At 71.3% G+C, this 19,712-nt stretch carries 22 protein-coding genes and 4 tRNA genes; 8 read left to right on the forward strand and 18 right to left on the reverse strand.

Translation table 11 applies throughout. The features are described 5' to 3' along the window. Nucleotides 1–91 precede the first annotated feature (91 nt). The 4 genes from rplK to DBP14_RS13205 all read right to left on the reverse strand — a co-directional run bounded on the left by rplK (nt 92) and on the right by DBP14_RS13205 (nt 2,205). Nucleotides 92–526 carry a 50S ribosomal protein L11 gene (rplK, locus tag DBP14_RS13190; RefSeq protein ID WP_053846805.1) on the reverse strand — a complete coding sequence of 145 codons (435 nt, stop codon included), beginning with the start codon at nt 524–526 and terminating at the stop codon, nt 92–94. Nucleotides 527–745: 219 nt separating this feature from the next. Then, the gene (gene nusG, locus DBP14_RS13195; RefSeq protein WP_129307416.1) at nt 746–1,657 is read right to left on the reverse strand and encodes a transcription termination/antitermination protein NusG; all 912 of its coding nucleotides are present in this window, start codon (nt 1,655–1,657) and stop codon (nt 746–748) included. A gap of 80 nt (nt 1,658–1,737) precedes the next feature. Further along, nucleotides 1,738–2,025 (reverse strand): preprotein translocase subunit SecE, encoded by a 288-nt coding sequence (gene secE, locus DBP14_RS13200; RefSeq protein WP_129307417.1) that lies wholly within the window; start codon nt 2,023–2,025, stop codon nt 1,738–1,740. A 107-nt stretch (nt 2,026–2,132) separates the two neighbouring features. Continuing rightward, nucleotides 2,133–2,205: transfer RNA gene (locus DBP14_RS13205), tRNA-Trp, on the reverse strand. Between the two features lie 262 nt (nt 2,206–2,467). Here DBP14_RS13205 and DBP14_RS13210 point away from each other — a divergent pair. Together DBP14_RS13210 and DBP14_RS13215 are read left to right on the forward strand one after the other, a co-directional pair. Continuing rightward, entirely contained in the window at nt 2,468–3,694 is a 1,227-nt protein-coding gene (locus tag DBP14_RS13210; protein WP_129307418.1) for a pyridoxal phosphate-dependent aminotransferase, read from the forward strand. 133 nt (nt 3,695–3,827) lie between these two features. Continuing rightward, nucleotides 3,828–4,868, forward strand: a complete 1,041-nt coding sequence (locus DBP14_RS13215) for an adenosine deaminase (RefSeq protein ID WP_129307419.1) — start codon at nt 3,828–3,830, stop codon at nt 4,866–4,868. Nucleotide 4,869: 1 nt separating this feature from the next. On the opposite strand, the gene DBP14_RS13220 is transcribed toward DBP14_RS13215, so the two are convergent. Next, on the reverse strand, nt 4,870–5,493 hold the full coding sequence (locus DBP14_RS13220; RefSeq protein ID WP_129307420.1) for a TetR/AcrR family transcriptional regulator: 624 nt from the start codon (nt 5,491–5,493) through the stop codon (nt 4,870–4,872). A 138-nt stretch (nt 5,494–5,631) separates the two neighbouring features. On the opposite strand from DBP14_RS13220, the gene DBP14_RS13225 reads away from it, so the two are divergent. Further along, nucleotides 5,632–6,264: an NAD(P)H-binding protein gene (locus DBP14_RS13225; RefSeq protein WP_129307421.1), complete on the forward strand. Its 633-nt coding sequence runs from the start codon at nt 5,632–5,634 to the stop codon at nt 6,262–6,264. Nucleotides 6,265–6,284: 20 nt separating this feature from the next. Here DBP14_RS13225 and DBP14_RS13230 read toward each other — a convergent pair whose 3' ends face one another. The 8 genes from DBP14_RS13230 to DBP14_RS13265 all read right to left on the reverse strand — a co-directional run bounded on the left by DBP14_RS13230 (nt 6,285) and on the right by DBP14_RS13265 (nt 11,455). Beyond that, complete coding sequence (locus tag DBP14_RS13230) at nt 6,285–7,340, reverse strand: UDP-N-acetylmuramate dehydrogenase (RefSeq protein WP_129307422.1); 1,056 nt, start codon at nt 7,338–7,340, stop codon at nt 6,285–6,287. 136 nt (nt 7,341–7,476) lie between these two features. After that, nucleotides 7,477–8,913 carry a DHA2 family efflux MFS transporter permease subunit gene (locus tag DBP14_RS13235; protein ID WP_129307423.1) on the reverse strand — a complete coding sequence of 479 codons (1,437 nt, stop codon included), beginning with the start codon at nt 8,911–8,913 and terminating at the stop codon, nt 7,477–7,479. 119 nt (nt 8,914–9,032) lie between these two features. Continuing rightward, nucleotides 9,033–9,602 (reverse strand): TetR/AcrR family transcriptional regulator, encoded by a 570-nt coding sequence (locus DBP14_RS13240; protein WP_129307424.1) that lies wholly within the window; start codon nt 9,600–9,602, stop codon nt 9,033–9,035. A gap of 372 nt (nt 9,603–9,974) precedes the next feature. Continuing rightward, nucleotides 9,975–10,403, reverse strand: a complete 429-nt coding sequence (locus DBP14_RS13245) for a MaoC family dehydratase (RefSeq protein WP_129307425.1) — start codon at nt 10,401–10,403, stop codon at nt 9,975–9,977. A gap of 7 nt (nt 10,404–10,410) precedes the next feature. After that, nucleotides 10,411–10,863: a MaoC family dehydratase N-terminal domain-containing protein gene (locus DBP14_RS13250; protein ID WP_129307426.1), complete on the reverse strand. Its 453-nt coding sequence runs from the start codon at nt 10,861–10,863 to the stop codon at nt 10,411–10,413. A 146-nt stretch (nt 10,864–11,009) separates the two neighbouring features. After that, on the reverse strand, nt 11,010–11,174 hold the full coding sequence (gene rpmG, locus DBP14_RS13255; protein WP_003948671.1) for a 50S ribosomal protein L33: 165 nt from the start codon (nt 11,172–11,174) through the stop codon (nt 11,010–11,012). Between the two features lie 90 nt (nt 11,175–11,264). Continuing rightward, nucleotides 11,265–11,337 (reverse strand) — tRNA-Met (locus DBP14_RS13260). A 45-nt stretch (nt 11,338–11,382) separates the two neighbouring features. After that, nucleotides 11,383–11,455 (reverse strand) — tRNA-Thr (locus DBP14_RS13265). A gap of 352 nt (nt 11,456–11,807) precedes the next feature. Between DBP14_RS13265 and DBP14_RS13270 the strand changes: the two genes are divergently transcribed. Together DBP14_RS13270 and DBP14_RS13275 are read left to right on the forward strand one after the other, a co-directional pair. After that, on the forward strand, nt 11,808–13,076 hold the full coding sequence (locus DBP14_RS13270) for an amidohydrolase family protein (RefSeq protein WP_129307427.1): 1,269 nt from the start codon (nt 11,808–11,810) through the stop codon (nt 13,074–13,076). Nucleotides 13,077–13,233: 157 nt separating this feature from the next. Next, complete coding sequence (locus tag DBP14_RS13275) at nt 13,234–13,890, forward strand: SDR family oxidoreductase (protein WP_129307428.1); 657 nt, start codon at nt 13,234–13,236, stop codon at nt 13,888–13,890. A gap of 65 nt (nt 13,891–13,955) precedes the next feature. On the opposite strand, the gene DBP14_RS13280 is transcribed toward DBP14_RS13275, so the two are convergent. Together DBP14_RS13280 and DBP14_RS13285 are read right to left on the reverse strand one after the other, a co-directional pair. Beyond that, on the reverse strand, nt 13,956–14,168 hold the full coding sequence (locus DBP14_RS13280) for a hypothetical protein (RefSeq protein WP_129307429.1): 213 nt from the start codon (nt 14,166–14,168) through the stop codon (nt 13,956–13,958). A gap of 108 nt (nt 14,169–14,276) precedes the next feature. Continuing rightward, a tRNA-Tyr gene (locus DBP14_RS13285) sits at nt 14,277–14,358 on the reverse strand. A 226-nt stretch (nt 14,359–14,584) separates the two neighbouring features. Between DBP14_RS13285 and DBP14_RS13290 the strand changes: the two genes are divergently transcribed. After that, nucleotides 14,585–15,073, forward strand: a complete 489-nt coding sequence (locus DBP14_RS13290) for a YajQ family cyclic di-GMP-binding protein (RefSeq protein ID WP_129307430.1) — start codon at nt 14,585–14,587, stop codon at nt 15,071–15,073. A gap of 96 nt (nt 15,074–15,169) precedes the next feature. Here the strand turns inward: DBP14_RS13290 and DBP14_RS13295 are convergent, their stop codons facing one another. Continuing rightward, nucleotides 15,170–15,436 (reverse strand): GlsB/YeaQ/YmgE family stress response membrane protein, encoded by a 267-nt coding sequence (locus DBP14_RS13295; protein WP_129307431.1) that lies wholly within the window; start codon nt 15,434–15,436, stop codon nt 15,170–15,172. Nucleotides 15,437–15,598: 162 nt separating this feature from the next. After that, a complete protein-coding gene (locus DBP14_RS13300; RefSeq protein ID WP_129307432.1) occupies nt 15,599–16,168 on the reverse strand; it encodes an SMI1/KNR4 family protein in 570 nt (189 codons plus the stop codon). A gap of 312 nt (nt 16,169–16,480) precedes the next feature. On the opposite strand from DBP14_RS13300, the gene DBP14_RS13305 reads away from it, so the two are divergent. Beyond that, complete coding sequence (locus DBP14_RS13305) at nt 16,481–16,882, forward strand: YccF domain-containing protein (RefSeq protein WP_129307433.1); 402 nt, start codon at nt 16,481–16,483, stop codon at nt 16,880–16,882. A 96-nt stretch (nt 16,883–16,978) separates the two neighbouring features. Here the strand turns inward: DBP14_RS13305 and DBP14_RS13310 are convergent, their stop codons facing one another. Next, nucleotides 16,979–17,878, reverse strand: coding sequence for a DMT family transporter (locus DBP14_RS13310; RefSeq protein WP_129311831.1), 900 nt, complete (start codon nt 17,876–17,878; stop codon nt 16,979–16,981). 402 nt (nt 17,879–18,280) lie between these two features. On the opposite strand from DBP14_RS13310, the gene DBP14_RS13315 reads away from it, so the two are divergent. Next, a complete protein-coding gene (locus tag DBP14_RS13315; protein WP_129307434.1) occupies nt 18,281–19,708 on the forward strand; it encodes an MFS transporter in 1,428 nt (475 codons plus the stop codon). Nucleotides 19,709–19,712: the final 4 nt, after the last annotated feature.

Consider the following 19,712-nt stretch of genomic DNA (forward strand, 5'->3'; position numbering starts at 1 on the left):
CTGTGTGTTCTGAAAGGAGTCGTGGTCCCTGGGCCGAGCAGGCCCTGCCACGTGCGACCGGCTACGGCCGCGATGACTGCTGGGGGTGGGTTCAGCCCTCGACCGTGACGCCCATGGAGCGCGCGGTGCCAGCGATGATCTTCGCGGCCGCGTCCAGGTCGTTCGCGTTGAGGTCGGGCATCTTGGTGGTGGCGATCTCGCGGACCTGCGCCTCGGTGATCTTGGCGACCTTGGTCTTGTGCGGCTCGCCGGAGCCCTTCTCCACGCCCGCGGCCTTGAGGATCATCTTCGCGGCCGGCGGGGTCTTGGTGATGAAGGTGAAGGAACGGTCCTCGTAGACCGTGATCTCCACCGGGATGACCCAGCCACGCTGCGACTCGGTCGCGGCGTTGTAGGCCTTGCAGAACTCCATGATGTTGACGCCGTGCTGACCCAGCGCCGGGCCGACCGGCGGAGCCGGGTTGGCCGCACCGGCCTGGATCTGGAGCTTGATGAGCCCCGTGACCTTCTTCTTCTTGGGAGGCATTGCTCTCCGGGTCCTTTCATTCGGGTCCATGCCCACACAGGATCGCGATCCCGACGCAGGCATACCGCACAACGATAACGGGTATGGGTGTGCGGTCAAAAAACGACCAGGTCAGAGGGGCTCACTTGGAACCCGTCTGACCTGACCCACCTAGGGGCGCGGGGAACTGCGCGACCAGCCCCGACCGACCCGCAGCTGTTCAACTGCCGTCCGCGGAGCTCAGTTCTTCTGGATCTGATCGAACGACAGCTCGACCGGCGTCTCACGCCCGAAGATCTCCACGAGCCCCTTGACCTTCTTCGAGTCAGGGTTGATCTCGTTGATCGTCGCCTGCAGCGTCGCGAACGGACCGTCGGTCACCGTCACCGAGTCCCCGACCTCGAAGTCCAGCACCTGGACCTCGACCTTGCGCTGCGGAGCCGGCTTGCCCTCGGCCTCGGCCGCCTCGCGGGCCGCCTTCTCCTCGGCCTCCGGGGCGAGCATCTTGACGATCTCGTCCAGCGTCAGCGGGTACGGGTCGTAGGCGTTGCCGACGAAGCCGGTGACGCCCGGGGTGTTGCGGACGACGCCCCAGGACTCGTTGGTCAGGTCCATGCGGACCAGGACGTAACCCGGCAGCTTGTTCTGCTTGATCGTCTTGCGGTCGCCGTTCTTGATCTGGACGACCTCTTCCTGCGGCACCTCGGCCTGGAAGATGTAGTCCTCGACGTTCAGCGAGACGGCGCGCTGCTCCAGGTTGGTCTTCACGCGGTTCTCGTAACCGGCGTAGGTGTGGATGACGTACCACTCGCCGGGGAGGGTGCGCAGCTCCTCGCGCAGGGCCTGGACGGGGTCGACCGGCTCGGCCGGCTCCTCCTCGGCCTCGGCGGCGACGGCGTCGTCATCGGCGGCGACGACGTCCTCGTCCTCGACGGTCTCGTCCGCGACGGCGTCCTCGGCGACGACGTCCTCGTCACCGGCGACGTCCTCGTCGGCGTCCTCGACGTGCAGCGCGGCCTCTTCCGCCGGCTCGCCCGACTCGGCCTCGGCAGCCTCGAACTCGTCCTGCTCGTCCGCGCCCTCGACGATGTCGAGCTCGTCATCGACCGACTTCTCGGGCTCGATGGCGTCGTTCAGGTTCGGGTCAGACACGATGGCTGCTTCTTCCTGGATACATAGAGGTGGAACATGCGAAAACGGGCGCCGGTACCACGGCGCCCTTCGCTCTGGACTCAGCCGAAGACGTACTTGGCCGCGTGGTTGAGCCCATAGTCAATCACGGTCACCAGGCCGATCATGATGGCGACGAAGAAGATCACCACAGTGGTGTACGACGTCAGCTGGTTACGCGTCGGCCAGACGACCTTGCGGAGTTCCGCGATGATCTGGCGGTAGAAGATGGCGAGGCGCTTGAGCGGGCCCTTCTTGGCGCGCTTGCCGCCCTTACGGGCCTTCTTCTTGGACTCGGGCACCTCGTCCTGAGCATCAGGCGTGTCGATGGAGCCCACGGCGTCCGTCATTCGTCCTCACCTGATCCCGGGTCGTGGCCGTGCCGCGCCCGGTTTCTGAGCCGCACGGCGGTGCATTGCTGTACGTACATGCGCACACATCCTGGCGGTGTGTGTAGCAGGGCCGGAGGGACTTGAACCCCCAACCGCTGGTTTTGGAGACCAGTGCTCTACCAATTGAGCTACGACCCTTTGTGTGTCCCCCAACGTACCGCATCCGACCGAGTGCTCGGTGTGCACCGGCCGCACAGGCGGCTGCTGGAAGCCAACGAGGTGAGAGTGTACGTGGTCCGCGGCCCGGCGTCGAACAGAAAGTGCCCGTCCGGGGGTGCGGTACCGAAGATCGTCCTGGCCGGGGACGGGATTCGTATCCCTGTTCATACGCCGACCCCTTGCCGTTCAGTCTGTGAAACCGGTGTGCAGCGGGCCTTTCCGGTCTGAAACCATGGCCCCCATGAGCGCTGCAACCCCTCCGACCGAGCGCCGGGTCTCCGCCCGAATCGGCGCGATCTCCGAGTCCGCCACCCTCGCCGTGGACGCCAAGGCCAAGGCCCTCAAGGCCGCCGGGCGTCCGGTGATCGGCTTCGGCGCCGGTGAACCGGACTTCCCGACCCCGGACTACATCGTCGACGCGGCCGTCGAGGCCTGCAAGAACCCGAAGTACCACCGCTACACGCCGGCCGGCGGCCTGCCCGAGCTGAAGGCCGCGATCGCCGCGAAGACGCTGCGCGACTCCGGCTACGAGCCCGACGTCTCGGAGATCCTGGTCACCAACGGGGGCAAGCAGGCCATCTACGAGGCCTTCGCCGCGATCCTCGACCCGGGCGACGAGGTCATCGTCCCGGCGCCGTACTGGACGACGTACCCGGAGTCGATCCGCCTCGCCGGCGGTGTCCCGGTCGAGGTCGTCGCCGACGAGACCACCGGCTACCGCGTCACGGTCGAGCAGCTGGAGGCCGCGCGCACCGAGAAGACCAAGGTCGTCCTCTTCGTCTCCCCCTCCAACCCGACCGGCGCGGTGTACTCCGAGGCCGAGACCGAGGCGATCGGCCGCTGGGCCGTCGAGCACGGCCTGTGGGTCCTCACCGACGAGATCTACGAGCACCTGGTGTACGGCGACGCGGTGTCCGTGTCCCTGCCGGCGCTCCTGCCCGAGCTGCGCGACAAGTGCGTCGTGGTCAACGGCGTGGCGAAGACGTACGCCATGACCGGCTGGCGCGTGGGCTGGGTCATCGGCCCGAAGGACGTCGTCAAGGCCGCGACGAACCTCCAGTCGCACGCCACGTCGAACGTCTCCAACGTGGCCCAGGTGGCCGCCCTGGCCGCCGTCTCCGGCGACCTGGAGGCCGTCGCGACGATGCGCGAGGCGTTCGACCGCCGCCGCAAGACCATCGTGCGGATGCTCAACGAGATCGACGGCGTCCTCTGCCCCGAGCCCGAGGGCGCGTTCTACGCCTACCCCTCGGTGAAGGAGCTGATCGGCAAGGAGATCCGCGGCAAGCGCCCGCAGAACAGCGTCGAGCTGGCCGCGCTCATCCTGGAGGAGGCCGAGGTCGCGGTCGTCCCGGGCGAGGCCTTCGGCACGCCGGGCTACCTGCGGCTGTCGTACGCCCTCGGTGACGAGGACCTGGTCGAGGGCGTGAGCCGCATGCAGAAGCTGCTGGCGGAGGCCAAGGCCTGAGCAGGCCCCGTCGTAGCAGGAGCGGAACAGGAGCACCGGGGAGCGTCCCCGGTGCTCCTGTTCATTTGTGCGAGCAAGACCACGTACGGGGAAACAGCTACCGGTGGGGCGGCGCGTGCGGCAGGATCCTGGGATGGAGCGTGTACGTGACCTCTCTGAGCTGCCGAAAGCCCATCTGCACCTGCACTTCACCGGCTCGATGCGGCCGGGGACCGTCCTGGAGCTGGCCGACAAGCACGGCGTCCGCCTGCCCGAGACCCTGACGGAGGCGCTGACCGGCGGGGAACCGCCCCGGCTGCGCGCCACGGACGAGCGCGGCTGGTTCCGCTTCCAGCGGCTGTACGACGCGGCGCGTTCCTGCCTGCGGGAGCCGGAGGACATCCAGCGGCTGGTCCGGGAGGCCGCCGAGGAGGACCTCGCGGACGGCTCGGGCTGGCTGGAGATCCAGGTGGACCCGACGTCGTACGCCCCCCGCCTGGGCGGTCTCATCCCGGCGCTGGAGATCATCCTGGACGCCGTGGAGACGACCGCGCGGAACACCGGGCTCGGCATGCGGGTCCTGGTCGCCGCCAACCGCATGAAGCACCCGCTGGACGCCCGCACACTGGCCCGGCTCGCGGTGCGGTACGCCGACCGGGGCGTGGTCGGCTTCGGGCTGTCGAACGACGAACGGCGGGGCATGGCGCGGGACTTCGACCGCGCGTTCGCGATCGCCCGCGACGGCGGCCTGCTCGCGGCCCCGCACGGCGGCGAGCTGACCGGCCCGGCGTCCGTCCGGGACTGCCTGGACGACCTCGACGCGGCCCGGATCGGGCACGGGGTGCGGGCGGCGGAGGACCCGCGGCTGCTGCGCAGGCTGGCCGACCGGGGCGTGACCTGCGAGGTGTGCCCCGCCTCGAACGTGGCCCTCGGCGTGTACGAGAAGCCCGAGGACGTCCCCCTGCGGACGTTCTTCGAGGCGGGAGTCCCCATGGCCCTCGGCGCCGACGACCCCCTCCTCTTCGGCTCCCGGCTCGCGGCCCAGTACGAGCTGGCCCGCGAGTACCACGGCTTCACCGACGCCGAGCTGGCGGAACTGGCCCGCCAGTCGGTCCGCGGCTCGGCCGCCCCGGACGACGTCAAGGCCAAGCTGCTGGCGGGCGTCGACGACTGGCTCAGCGCCCCGGCCGTCTGACTCAGGCGTGCTCGGCGGCCACGGAGATCCCGGCCAGCAGGGTGCGGGCCAGCCGGACGGCGAACTCGTCGGCCGCCGGGCGCGTGTCCGCCGAGTCGTACGCGAACGCCCGCTGCGCGCAGGCCCCGAGGAGGAGTGAGGCGGCGGCGAAGGGGTCGGCGTCGGGGGCGATGCGGCCCAGTTCGCGTTCGGCGCGCAGGTAGGCGGTCAGTTCCTCGATGGGCATGTGCGCGCCGGAGCCCATCTCCCGCATCGCCTCGTCGTGCCGGCGTTTGAGCTGCGTCTCGGCGTAGAGCGAGGCGGCGATCGGGAAGCTCTGGTCGTAGAACAGGGCGGCCTGGTGGGCGATCTCCGTGAGGTTCTCCTCCAGGGTGCGGCGGCCGGGCTCGGCGGCGAGGCTGCGCAGCAGCGGGGTGAGGCGGGGCAGCCGCTCGTGCAGTACCCGGATGAACAGCTCCTCCTTGCTCGCGAAGTGCTTGTAGAGAGCCGCCTCGGAGCAGCCGGCGGCCCTGGCGATCTCCTTGGTGGTGGTGCGCGCCAGCCCGAGGGTGAGCATCAGCTCGTGGGCGGCGTCGAGGATGCGGACGCGGGCCGGGGGCTGCTGGGGAGCCGGTTTCTGCTGCATGAGGCCCAAGGATTCCATGTGGTGGCCGACGGACTTGACGGGTGGGTGAGTACTTACTCACTCTAGGAGAAGGCATGGTGAGTGAACACTCACCCACCTCGCTCGGGAGAACCCACGCGATCAGCAGGAGTGCAGCTCATGAATCTCACCGTTTTCGGGGCCACCGGCGGCATCGGCCAGGAGATCGTCCGGCAGGCCCTCGCCGCGGGCCACCGGGTCACCGCCGTCGTTCGCGATCCGGCACGGCTGACGGTCCGGGGCGACGGCCTGGAGGTGTTCCGCAGCGACCTGGGCGACGCGGAGTCCGTGCGCGCGGCGGTCGCGGGCCGGGACGCCGTGCTGTCCGGTCTGGGCGCGCGCAGCCGCAAGGACGCCGGTGTGGCGACCCGGCTGACCCGCACGGTCCTGGCCGCGATGGAGGCCGAGGGCGTACGACGGCTGCTCCTGGTGAGCGCCGGCCCGGTCGGTCCCGCACCGGAGCAGGAAGGGGCCGTCGACCGTGCCGCGCGCGGACTGGTCTCCGCGCTGCTGAAGGACGTCTACGCCGACCTGCGCGAGACGGAGGCCGAGGTGGCCCGCAGCACCACGGAGTGGACGGTCGTCCGCCCGCCGCGCCTCCAGGACAAGCCACTCACCGGCACCTACCGCACGGTGGTCGGCGGCTTCCCGCCGCGCGGCCGGTTCATCGCCCGCGCGGACGTGGCCCACGCGATGCTGACGATGACCGACGACCCGGCGACGGTGAAGCAGGGGGTCGGCGTGGCCTACTAGGTCCAGAAATTGGACGCCCGTCAGAGGCCGACGCCCACCGTCACCGGCTCGTTGACCAGGGTGACGCCGAAGGCCTCCCGGACCCCGGCCACGACCTCACGGGCGAGCGCCAGGAGGTCCTCCGTGGTGGCCTCGCCCCGGTTGGTCAGAGCGAGGGTGTGCTTGGTGGAGATCCGGGCGGGACCGGTGCCGTAGCCCTTGGTGAAGCCCGCCTTGTCGATGAGCCAGGCGGCGGAGGTCTTGGTACGGCCCTCCCCCGCCGGGTAGGCGGGGGGCTCGGCCCCGTCGCCCAGGCGCTCCCGCACGCGCGCGTGGAAGGCGGCGAAGTCGGCGTCCGTGAGGATCGGGTTGGTGAAGAACGAACCGGCCGACCAGGTGTCGTGGTCCTCGGGGTCGAGCACCATGCCCTTCCCGGCGCGCAGCTTCAGCACGGTCTCGCGGGCCGCGGCGAGCGGCACGCGTGCGCCCGGCTCGACACCGAGCGCCCGGGCGGTCTCCGCATATTTGAGGGGCGCCGACAGTCCGGCCGCGTCCTCCAGCTCGAAGCGGACCCGCAGCACGACATGGCGCTCGGGGTCGGCCTTGAAGCGGCTGTGCCGGTAGGAGAAGGCGCACTCCTCGTTGGTCAGCGTCACGGTCTCGCCGGCCCGGCGGTCGTACGCGATCACCTCCGTGATCGTCGAGGAGACTTCCTGGCCGTAGGCGCCCACGTTCTGGATGGGGGTCGCGCCCGCGGAACCGGGGATCCCGGCGAGACACTCGATCCCGGCGAGCCCTGCCTCGACGGTGCGGGCCACGGCGTCCGTCCAGACCTCTCCGGCGGCCAGCTCCAGCGTCGTACCGCGCAGTTCGACGCCGCGCGTGGCGATGCGCAGGGCGGTGCCGTCGAATCCCTTGTCTCCGATGACCAGGTTCGACCCGCCGCCGATGACCAGCAGCGGCGTCCCGCTGTCGTCGGCCTCCCGGACAGCGGCGATCACCTCGGCGTCGGTGGTCGCGGTGACCAGCCGGGCCGCGGGTCCACCGAGCCGGAAGGTGGTCAGCGGGGCGAGGGGGGCATCGTGGAGTACCTGCACGCGCCCAAGACTACGAGACGCCACCGACAGCCCCGCGTGGCGCTGCGCACGCGCGCGCGTAGGGCCCGATTTCCGAATCGGGCCCTACGCGCGCGTGCGGATGGCGGCGGTCTCGGCTGACCCGCCGGGAAGGGCGTCAGTGGACGGCCGTGGCCGGTTCCGTGGTCCGCTCCGCCGTCTCGACCACCCGGCCGGTCCGGCGGCGCGCCGGGATCACCAGGGCCGCGACCGCCGCGAGTGCGACCACGGCGGCGCCGGTGACGAGGGCGGGCCGCAGGCCGTCGACGAAGTTCTGCGCGGACTCGTAGCCGCCCTGGGCGGAGAAGATCGACGACATGACGGCGATGCCGAGCGCGCCGCCCACCTCCCGCAGCGCGTTGTTGGCGCCGGAGGCGATGCCCTGCTCCTGCGGACGGACGCTGGACATCACCAGGTTGGCGGCGGGCGCGAAGTACAGGGCCATGCCGACACCGCTGATGATCAGACCGGGCAGCTGGGCGGCGTAGGAGGCGTCCGCGGTGACCACGTAGGCCAGGTAGCCGAGCCCGGCGGCCTGGAGGAACAGGCCCGCGGCGACGACCGGACGGCCGCCTATGCGGTCGGAGAGGATCCCGGCGACGGGCGCGACCAGCATCGGCATCCCGGTCCACGGCAGCATCCTCAGGCCCGCCTCGGTGGGCGAGTAGCCGAGCACGCCCTGCATGTACTGGCTGAGCAGGAAGATCGAGCCGAACATCCCGACGAACATCAGCAGGCTGGCCGCGTTGATCCCGGAGAAGGCGCGGGAGCGGAACAGCCGCATGGGCAGCATCGGGTTCTTCGCGCGGGAGCTGTACCGCACGAACCCGGCCAGCAAGGCCGCGCCGGAGAACAGGGCGGTCAGCACGAGGGAGTCGGTCCAGCCGTCGGCGGGGCCGCGGACCAGGCCGTACACGATTCCGAACAGCCCGCCGCTGGCCAGCAGGGTGCCGGGAACGTCGAGCCGGGCGCCGGCGCCGTACGACTCGGCGAGGCGGAGACGGGCGAGCGGCAGCAGCGCCAGACCGATCGGGACGTTCAGCCAGAAGATCCAATGCCAGGACACGTGTTCGGTGAGGCTGCCGCCGATGAGCGGTCCGGAGGCGACCGCCAGCCCGTTGACGGCACCCCATATGCCGTACGCCGTCCCACGCTTCTCGACGGGCACGGCCGCCGTCAGCAGCGTCAGGGTGAGCGGCATCATCACGGCCGCGCCGACGCCCTGGACCGCGCGGGCCGCGATGAGGGAGTCGATGCCGGGCGCCATGGCCGCGGCCGCGGAGGCGCCGGTGAAGACGGCGAGCCCGGCGAGGAAGAGCCGGCGGCGGCCGAAGCGGTCGCCGAGCGCGGCGCCGAACATCAGCAGGACGGCGAAGGTGAGCGTGTAGGCGCTCACCGTCCACTCCAGGTCGTCCAGCGCACCGCCGAGGTCCTGGCGGATGGAGGGCAGCGCGGTGGTGACGACGAGGTTGTCGAGGGCCGCCATGAACCCGGCGACGCTGGTGATGACGAGGGCCCAGGCGGCGCCCCCGCGACGTGCGGTCTGCTGTGACATCGCTCCCCCAGTGGGTGATGAGATCCCGCTGATTAGTTATTGATGACTAACTTCTGTGGTCATGAGGCGGCCCCGAGGACGCCCGGCGAAGGGGCGCCCGCCCCTCTCGTTTCGTTCCGCTACTTCTCCAGCCGGCCGGCGATCCGGGCCGACGGGTACATCGACTGCCACACCCGGTGCTGGGGCGGAAACCCCATGGCGGTGAGGGTGTTGACGAGCATCCCGTACGCCAGGAATGTCGTCGTCTCGTTGTCGTCCGCGCCGAGCGGCAGGTGCACGGTGTCCCAGAGCTTCATCCAGCCGGCGCGGACGGCCTCGCCGAACTCGTGGTCGCCCTCCGCCTCGGCCGCCGCCACGGTGATGTACGTCTGCATCTGCATCTGGAGCTTCTCGGGGTGCTCGGTGATCAGCCGCACGTACGCGGCGGCCATGGCGTGCAGGGCCTCCTCGCCGTGCAGCCCCTCGGCCGCCTCCTCGAAGATCCGGCACGTGTCGGCCACGCACCGCAGCGACGCGGCGGCGAAGATCGCTTTCTTCCCCGGGAAGAGCCGGAAGAGGTACGGCTGCGACACACCGACCCGCTTGGCGATCGCCTCGGTGGAGGTGCCGTAGTAGCCCCTCTGCGCGAACTCCGCGATCGCCGCGCGGACGACGCTCTCGCGCCGCTCTTCTGCGCTCATCCTGACCATGGGAGAAAGTTAGTACTCAATCACTAACTAAGTCAAGGAGTGGCCTGCGGCGCGGGAGGGGCGGTCGGGCCGCGGGCGCGGGACCGGCGCGCGGGCCGCGGGCGCGGGACCGGCGCGCGGGCCGCGGGCGCGGGACCGGCGCGCGGGCCGCGGGCGCGGGACGAGGCGGTCGGGCCGCGGGCCCGGGACCGGCGGGCAGCAGGGCGGCGGGCGCGGGGCCGGCAAACAACAAGGCGGCGGGCGCGGGACCGGGCGAACGGGTAAGGGGCGCCCTCCCTGGAGGAGCGCCCCTTACCTCAGGCCTTCATGCCTTCGTGCCTTCATGCCTTCATGCCTTCATGACGTCACGCCTTTGCCGCGCCTCGCCCCGCCTCAGGCCAGTCGGACGACCGCCCGGGACATGCCGAGCACCTTCTGGCCACTGCTCATGGCCGTGAGGTCCACCCGCACGGTGTTGTCGTCCAGCTTGGCCGCGACCTTGCCACTGACCTCGATCACGGCGCCCTGGTCGTCGTCGGGGACGACGACGGGCCGGGTGAAGCGCACCCCGTACTCGACGACGGCGGCCGGGTCGCCGGTCCAGTCAGTGACCACGCGGATCGCCTCGGCCATGGTGAACATGCCGTGCGCGATGACGTCCGGCAGACCCACCTCCTTGGCGAACCTCTCGTTCCAGTGGATGGGGTTGAAGTCCCCGGAGGCACCCGCGTACCGCACGAGCGTGTCGCGGGTTACGGGGAAGGTCTGCGCCGGCAGTTCGGTGCCGGCCTCGACGTCGTCGTACGCGATCTTCGCCGTCATCGGTCCCTCACGCCTCCTCGGCCGCGCGGGCCACGAGCTTGGTCCAGGCGGTCACGACGTGCTCGCCGGCCTCGTCGTGCACCTCGCCGCGGATGTCCAGGATGTCGTTGCCGGCGAGGGACTTGATGGCCTCGATGGTGGAGGTGACGGTGAGCCGGTCACCGGCGCGCACGGGACGCTTGTAGGCGAACTTCTGGTCGCCGTGCACGACGCGGCTGTAGTCCAGGCCGAGCTGCGGGTCCTCGATGACCTGTCCGGCCGCGCGGAAGGTGATGGAGAACACGAACGTCGGGGGCGCGATCACATCGGGGTGACCGAACGCCTTGGCGGCCTCCGGGTCCGTGTACGCCGGGTTGCCGTCCCCGACGGCCTCCGCGAACTCGCGGATCTTCTCGCGACCCACCTCGTAGGGCGCGGTGGGGGGGTAGGTCCGCCCCACGAAGGACTGGTCGAGCGCCATGGCCCGGCACCTCCTGATGTCTGCTGTGTTGGACCGGAAACCCACTGGATACCGGTCGTCGCTACCGGATCGATACCGGCCGGTACCGAGGCCACAAACGACGCGAGGCCGCCCCCGGCAGGGGACGGCCTCGCGTACGAGCCTGTTTATCGCGTTTCGCGGTGCGCGGTGTGCGCGTTGCAACGCGGGCAGTGCTTCTTCATCTCAAGACGGTCCGGGTTGTTACGCCGGTTCTTCTTGGTGATGTAGTTCCGCTCCTTGCACTCCACGCAGGCCAGCGTGATCTTCGGGCGGACGTCGGTGGCAGCCACGTGAGTGCTCCTAGGACGAACGGATTGACTGATTTAACGCAAGCAAGAGTAGCCGATCGAAGGACCGACCCCGCAATCGGCTACTGTCAGTAGCGGTGACCGGACTTGAACCGGTGACACAGCGATTATGAGCCGCTTGCTCTACCGACTGAGCTACACCGCTTTGATGAGATCAGCCCCGCCTCGCGACGGGAACCTCTCACACCAGAGCCCCAAAACGGAATCGAACCGTTGACCTTCTCCTTACCATGGAGACGCTCTGCCGACTGAGCTATTGGGGCGAGCGATGAAGACATTACACGCTCCGCCGCCGTTCGCCCAAATCCGTATCCATGCCCTCACGGCGACCCGTGCCCGGGGTCCCCTGACCGCCCCTCGACCGCCCCATCGGCCCCGCGTGAGCCGCCCGTTCACGCACGCGGACCGCCGGCACCGGACGGGCGGCGGCACAGCGCCGCGAGGAACGCACGTACCGCCCTGGGGGGACCCGCCGGTACGACTATTGCGCTCCTCCGCGACCCGCGCGGCTCGCCACCCTAGGCTCGACCCACTCTGCGTGATCTTGACTCCTCCGTCCGCCCCTCCCCGGTCCCCAGCCCCCGGCCCTCTCTCTCCCCGATCTCCTGGAGTGCGATGCCCGACAGCCAGCCGCAGCCGCCCTCGTCGTCGAACTCGCCGGGATCCTCCACAGGGCCCGATCAGGCCGCCCTCCTGCTGTGCGGAGCGCGGCTGACCGACGGCCGGACCGTGGACGTACGGCTGGGCGGCGGGCGGATCGAAGCGGTCGGTACGGCGGGCAGCCTCGCCCCGGGTCCGGCCCGGACGAGCGCCGCGCGCGTGGACCTGAGCGGCTACCTGCTCCTCCCGGCGCCGGCCGAGCCGCACGCGCACGCGGACACGGCCCTGACCGCAGAACCAGATGGCCCGGTCTCGTACGCCCCCGAGGACGTCCAGCGCCGGGCGACGGAAGCGGCGCTGCTCCAGCTCGGTCACGGCGCGACCGCGTTGCGCGCACACGTGCGCGTGGGCGACCTCCAGGGCCTCGGTGCCCTGGGCGCCGTCCTCCAGGCCCGCCGTTCCCTGCGGGGACTCGTGGAGCTGACCACGGTGGCGATGCCGCGGGTGCTGACCGGGGTGGCCGGGGCGGAGGGGCTCGCCGTGCTGCGGGACGCGGTGAAGATGGGGGCGTCCGTCGTGGGCGGCTGCCCCGACCTGGACCCGGATCCAGCCGGCTATGTGGAGGCGGTCCTGGAGGTCGCCTCGGAGCACGGCTGCCCGGTGGACCTCCACACGGACGCCGCCGACCCGGCCCGGCTGTCGCGTCTCGCGGCGATGGCGGGGGGTCTGCGCCCCGGCGTGGCGATCGGCCCGTGCTCCGGACTCGCGCGCCTGCCCGGCGAGGCGGCGGGCCGGCTCGCGGACCAGCTGGCGGCGGCCGGGGTGACCGTGGTGTGCCTGCCCCAGGGCGGCTGCGACGGCGTGGACCTGCGGGGCACGGCTCCGGTACGGCTGCTGCGCGCGGCCGGGGTACGGGTCGCGGCGGGCAGCGGCGCCCTGCGGGACATGTCCAACCCGGTCGGCCGGGGCGACCCGCTGGAGGCCGCTTACCTGCTCGCCTCACGTGGCGGCCTGCGCCCCGAGGACGCCTACGACGCGGTCAGCGCCTCGTCCCGTGCCGTCCTCGGGCTGCCCCGGGTACGCGTGGAGGCGGGCTTCCCCGCCGAGCTCCTGGCCGTCCGCGGCGACCACCTGGCGGGCGCGCTCTCGCTGGCGTACAGCCGCATCGTCGTCCACCGGGGCCGCGTGGTGGCCCGTACGAGCGCGGTCCGCGAGTACTGCAACACGGCGGCGTCGTCGTCCGATCCGGGCCTGCCACGGCAGGGTCGCGGCGAGTTGTCCTGAGCCGGGCGGGGAGCGGCTGCCGGGGGATGTTGTCGGGCGCGTGTCGGGGCACGGCGGCGGCGCGTGTCAGGGCACGGCGGCGCGGGCCCACCGGCGGTTCCCGGCGCGCCGGTAACTCGTGCGGCGGAGGCGGCCCTTCGGGCGTACGGTCGGTCCCATGCGCATTGTCATCGCTGGTGGTCATGGTCAGATCGCGTTGAGGCTGGAGCGGCTGCTCGCCGCGCGCGGGGACGAGGTCGCGGGGATCATCCGCGCGGCGGAGCAGGGCGACGACCTGAGGGCGGCCGGCGCGGAGCCCGTTCTGCTGGACCTGGAGTCCGCCTCGGTCGAGGAGGCGGCGGCGTGTCTGCGGGGCGCCGACGCTGCGGTCTTCGCGGCGGGCGCGGGCCCGGGCAGCGGTACGTCCCGCAAGGACACGGTGGACCGGGGCGCGGCGGTGCTGTTCGCGGACGCGGCCGTCAGCGCGGGCGTACGCCGTTTCGTGGTGGTCTCCTCCATGGGCGCCGACCCCGCGCACCAGGGCGACGACGTGTTTGACGTCTACCTGCGCGCCAAGGGAGAGGCCGACGCGTACGTCACCCGTCAGGACGCCCTCGACTGGACGATCCTGCGGCCCGGCGCGCTGACGAACGACGCGGGCACCGGCCTGGTCCGCCTGGAGGCGCACACCGGGCGCGGTCCGGTCCCGCGGGACGACGTGGCCGCCGTCCTGGCGGAACTGGTGGACACCCCGGCCACGGCCGGTCTGACGCTGGAGCTGATCAGTGGCTCGGCCCCGGTGTCGGTGGCGGTGAAGTCGGTAGCGGGGAACTGAGGCGGCCCGCCACAAGTCGACACGGCCGCCCACCTCAGTGGCCGGCCCGGCCCGGCCTCGTCCGGTCAGAAGAGCGGCAACTGCCCGGGAAAGTGCGGCACAACGTACCCGTCCAACGCCGGCTGGACGGCCCCGAGTTGCGCCTGCTGCCGCGACCCGGAACAGGAGACGAGTTCCCCGTTCTCCCGCGCCCCGGGCGGATCGTGCCGGGCGAACCGCCCGGCGACGACGGCGATCTCACGGCGGCACACGGGACAGGTTCTCCGACGGGACGACATGCCGTCAGTGTGCCCCCACCCGGCCCGGACCTACCGCCCCGCGCCCCAACACGAAGAAACCCCCTCCGACCTGCCGAAAAGGCTGGTCGAAGAGGGTTTCATCCCGTGTGGCGGCGCCAGGATTCGAACCTGGGAAGGCTGAGCCGGCAGATTTACAGTCTGCTCCCTTTGGCCGCTCGGGCACACCGCCGGGTTGTGCTGCCCGGCGAACCCCGCTTTTCGGCGGTGCTCCCCGGCAACGACGTAAACAATACCCGATGCAGAGGGGTGCTTCGCCACCCGATTGATCTCCACCCTGAGGGCGTGGGGTGGCTAGGCTGGTGCGGATGTGGCCCGGCGGTGTGCCGGGCCCGGCGGCCGTCACCGCACAGCCGGCACGCACCCGATTCGCACCCCGATACAAGGAGCCACAGGACATGGCCGACTCCAGTTTCGACATCGTCTCGAAGGTCGAGCGGCAGGAGGTCGACAACGCCCTCAACCAGGCCGCGAAGGAGGTCTCGCAGCGCTACGACTTCAAGGGTGTGGGCGCCTCGATCGCCTGGTCCGGTGACAAGATCCTGCTGGAGGCGAACTCCGAGGAACGGGTCAAGGCGGTCCTCGACGTCTTCCAGTCCAAGCTGGTCAAGCGCGGTATCTCGCTGAAGGCGCTGGACGCGGGCGAGCCCCAGCTGTCCGGCAAGGACTACAAGATCTCCGCGTCGATCCAGGAGGGCATCTCCCAGGACAACGCGAAGAAGGTGGCGAAGATCATCCGCGACGAGGGCCCGAAGGGCGTGAAGGCCCAGGTGCAGGGTGACGAGCTGCGGGTCAGCTCCAAGAGCCGCGACGACCTGCAGACCGTGATCTCCCTGCTGAAGGGCAAGGACTTCGACTTCGCCCTGCAGTTCGTGAACTACCGGTAGTCCGGCAGGACACCGGCGCCGGCTCGGCGAGCCGGACCCGCGCGCGAGGGGCGGGGCCCGTCCGGGTGCCCGCCCTTCGCCGCGTCCGGGCGCGGTTCAGTCGCGCGAGTTGCCGAACAGGATGCGGTAGACGATCAGCAGGACCAATGAGCCTCCCACCGCCGCCGCCCAGGTGGCGCCGTCGTAGAAGTGCTTGCTGACCGGGTGGTCCAGCCAGCGCGCGGAGATCCAACCGCCGATGAACGCGCCCGCGACGCCGATGAGGGTCGTCCCGATGAAGCCGCCCGGGTCGCGCCCCGGAAGCAGCAGCTTGGCGATGGCCCCGGCCAGCAGCCCCAGAATGATCCAACCGATGATGCTCATGCCGTGAACCTGCCCTCCCGTGCCACGCCCGCACTGTTCCGCCCGTGTGAAATCGGTTCGGATCGTCCGTCGAGCGCGTGTTCGTGCCGTGTTGAGGAAGAGGACGCCCCGGGTCCGTCACCTGGTTGCGGCCGGCACACGGGTGCGACGCAGCGGTGACTCCTAGGCCACCTCGGCGCGGGCCGTGCGTATGCGGAACTCCGTCCAGGGAGCCAGGTCGTCCGTTCCGTCGTTGGTCTCCTCGTACCAGCCGGCACGGTCGAGCCAGGTGCGCAGCCAGTCGGTGAGGGTGGGCGCGTCCACGTACCACGCGGTGTCGGCGTCGTGGGCGTTCGGCTCGAAGAGCAGGACCGGGGCTTGAGGACTACGGCAGTCCACGCACGCGTACATCCCGCAGCCCCAGTGGGACACCGGCAGGACACCCTCGGGCCAGGGCCAGTCCGGGTCCTCGCTGCCGTCCTTGCGGTGGGCGAGGTACTGGGCGACGGCGGCGGGTTCGCCGGAGGGCGCGCTGTCGAGCAGCGGCAGCAGGCCGTAGGAGGGACCGAAGCCGCCGTCACCCACGCGGCGGTAGAGCGCGGCGAGGAGGGGCGGCAGGCGGAAGCCGAGCGCGGTCTCGGCCCGGTCGAGCGTGGCCGCGTCGACGGGGGCGGGCAGGGAGGTCCAGCCCCAGGGCCGGGAGGCGCGGGCCTCGGCCGCCACACGTGTCAGCAACTGCTCGGTCTCGGTCATGGCTTCATCATGCAAGACGCCACTGACATTCGGTCGCGCCTGTGGACAACTCGGCCATTGTGGAAAACTCCGGCGGACAAGGGTCCTTGACGGACACTCAGGCGGCACTCGGGCAGGGCTCGGGCGTCAGGCAGACGGGCAGGGCAGCGACGCCCTTCGCCTCAGGGCGTTCCGAACGGGCTCGTGCCGTCAGATGGCCCCACGCCCGTCGCATGCGCCACGAGCGGCCTTCCGTTTAACAGGAACGCGCGCCCGGCTGATACTTGTGTTCAGCAGACAGTGCCGGCGGAGCGACCTGGAGAGGTGCCGATCATGAAGGTGTTCAACCTGCTGCTCAACATCCTGTGGCTGATCCTGTGCGGCCTCTGGATGGCGGTCGGCTACCTGATCGCCGCCCTGATCTGCTTCGTTCTGATCATCACCATCCCGTTCGGCATCGCGTCGCTGCGCATCGCGGGGTTCGTGCTCTGGCCCTTCGGGCGGACGACCGTCGAGCGGCCGGACGCCGGGGCGGGATCGTTCATCGGCAACGTGATCTGGGTGATCTTCGCGGGCTGGTGGCTGGCACTCGCTCACCTGGTCACGAGCATCCCGCTGTTCCTGTCGATCATCGGTATCCCGTTCGGGTGGGCCAACCTGAAACTGATCCCCATCTCCCTGATGCCGCTGGGACGTGAGGTGGTCCCGTCGGACGCGGGATTCGCCGGGCGCTGAGCGCACACGGCGGAATCCGCAGCCTGGGTGCCATCGAGCCCGCCCCCGTCCACCCGCGCGGGATGACCGCCGTGGCCGTCATGACCGCCATGGCCGTCACTGAGCGTCCGCGTGCCCCCGCGCCGCCTCCTCGGGCGTCCTGGGGCTGTCCGCCGCGGGGATGCGGGACAGGGCGAAGACGCCCGTGACGATCAGCGCGATGCCCAGGACCTCGGGGACCAGCCACCAACCGGCCCTGACGTGCTCCTCATAGACGAGGATGCCCAGCGTCAGACTCACCGTGGCGTCGCCGAGGGTGAGCGCGGGCTGCGAGGCGACGAGCGGCCCCGCCTGCATCGCGTTCTCCAGCAGGAACAGCGCGGCCACCCCGGCCGCCCCGAACGCGTAGCTCTGCCAGGAGAGGAAGAACGCCACCAGCCCGTCGTCGGCCAGGATGTGCATCGCTGTCTTCATCAGCCCCGCCGTCAGCGCGTAGCTGACGGCCGCCGCCGTACCCAGCATGGCCGCACGCGCCCGTCCCTCGGGGCGTTTGAGGGCCACCAGGGACAGCACGACGACGACTCCCGCGCAGACGGCCAGCGCGGGCAGCCAGCGGTCGATCTCCACGCGCGTCCGGTTGCCCGAGGGCGACGCGCCGGCCAGCGCCACCCCCAGCCCCGCCACCACCCCGGCCACCGCGAACCAGGCGAGGCGGGGCATGCCGTGGTGGGCGAAGAGCGACGCCACGAGCAGAGTGAACGGCAGTTCGAGGACGAACAGCGGCTGCACGATCGTCAGCGCGCCCGTCACCAGCGCCAACGCCTGGAACACCCCCGCGAGGATCACCGTGAGAATCCCGGCGAGCCAGACGGGCCGCCGCAGCAGGTCGAGGATCAGCCCCGCGCGGAATCCCTGTGACCGGGGCACGCTGAGGGCCGCCCGGCGCTGAAGCACCGTGGCGAAGGCATTGCTCAGCGCCGCTGACAGGGCGAAGAACACCGGCAGCAGGAAGTGCACCTTCCCCAGGGTGACGAGATCGGCGCCGATCCGCGATCCGAGCGGCACGGGTGCCCTGCGGGGGCCGTACGACCGGCGGAACCCGAGGAACGGGCGGGACCCCGGGGAGGGAAGCGGTGCGACTTCCGGGACCCGCGCCCCGTACGACCGCCGCGCCCCGCACAACGGCCGCGCCCCGTACGACCGGCGCGCCCCGCACGACCGGCGTGCCCCTCACGACCCCGCGCGCCCCTCACGGCCATCGGCCCGGCCGCCCCGAGACCGCCATCGGCCCGGCCGCCCCGAGACCGCCACCGGCGCCCGGCGTCGGATCGCGGGCCGGCTGTCCGGCGCCGAGAATGAGCACGAGGGCGCTCTGCCCGCCACGGTCCCGCGACGGCGTCGCCGAGAGGAGCGGACCGGATGCGTACACGGTCCTCAGCACGGACGTCGCCCGCGATCGCGCCCCCCGCCCACCGGACCGGGGCCTTCGTCGCGGTGGCCGTCGCGCTCTTCTGCATCCAGGTCGATTTCTTCGCCCTCAACCTGGCCATCCCGGGCATCACCCGGGACCTCGACGTCACCGCGTCCGCCGCCCAGTGGACCCTGTCGGCGTACATGCTCGCGATCGGCTGCTGCTTCATCGTCGGCGGGCGGCTCGGCGACGTGTACGGGCGGCGGCCCAGCCTGCTGTGCGGCCTCGCGCTGTTCACGGCCGGCTCGGTGTTCTGCGCCCTGGCACCCGGTCTGGGGCTCCTGGTGGGCGGGCGGATCGTGCAGGGCGTCGGCGCCGGAGTCGTCATGCCCGTGTCCGTCTCGGTGATCAGCAACGCCTTCCCGGACGAGACCCGGGCACGCGCGCTGGGCGCCGCCTTCGGCATCGCCAACATCGGCACCGCGCTGGGCCCGTTCGTCGGCGGTGGCTTCACCGAGGGTCCGGGATGGCGGTGGATCTTCTGGCTGCTGGCGCCGCTGAGCGCCGTGTCCCTGCTCATCGCCGTACGGCATGTGCCCGACTCGCGCGACCCCGCCGCGCCCCGCCAGTTCGACCTGCCGGGCTGCTTCGCCCTCATGGGCGCGCTCGCCTCGCTCACGATCGCGGTCGAGCGCGGCAGCGCCTGGGGCTGGGACAACGAGCGGACCCTGGCCCTGTTCGGGGTGGCCGCCGTCCTCGGCTATGCCTTCGTGGTGCGCGAACGCCGCGTGCGTCACCCGCTGGTCGACCTGAACCTGTTCCGGAACATCCCGTACGTCCTGGTCACCGGCATGGGCTCGGTCTGCAACATGGGCTACGGCGTCACGGTCTTCGTCGCCACGCTCTATCTGCAGGGTGTGCGGGGGCTGTCCCCGCTGATGGCGGGCATCGTCTTCCTCGCCCCCGCCCTGGTCGTCGCCCTCACCGGCCCGCTGGGCGCGCGGCTGGCGCCGTACCTGCCGGGTGAGGTGGTGATGGCGCTCGCCGGAGCGGTCGCCGGCAGCGGCATGATCGTGTTCAGTCTGGTCACCGCCTGGTGGCTGTACATCCTGGTCTTCGCCTGGTGCACGCTCGGCCTCGGACTGGGCTGGACCTTCTCCAGCGTCGCCACCCAGGAGGTCGTGTCCCCCACGCGCGCGGGTGAGGCGTCGGGCGTGGTGCTGACCGCTCTCGTCACCCTGGGTGCCGTCGCCCTCGCCGCGGTTGCGGCGGCCATCGCCGCGATGACGCCGGAGCAGCCACCCGCGCACGCGTACGACGCCATCCTGGTCGTCGGCGGGATCGTGATCCTGCTCGGTTCGCTGACGACCATGGGCGTACGGCACCGGCTCGCCTCACGCGGGATGGTGCCCCCGTTGTCGTCACGCGCGCGGTGACCCG

Source organism: Streptomyces sp. L2 (assembly GCF_004124325.1).
In the GTDB taxonomy this organism is placed as follows: domain Bacteria; phylum Actinomycetota; class Actinomycetes; order Streptomycetales; family Streptomycetaceae; genus Streptomyces.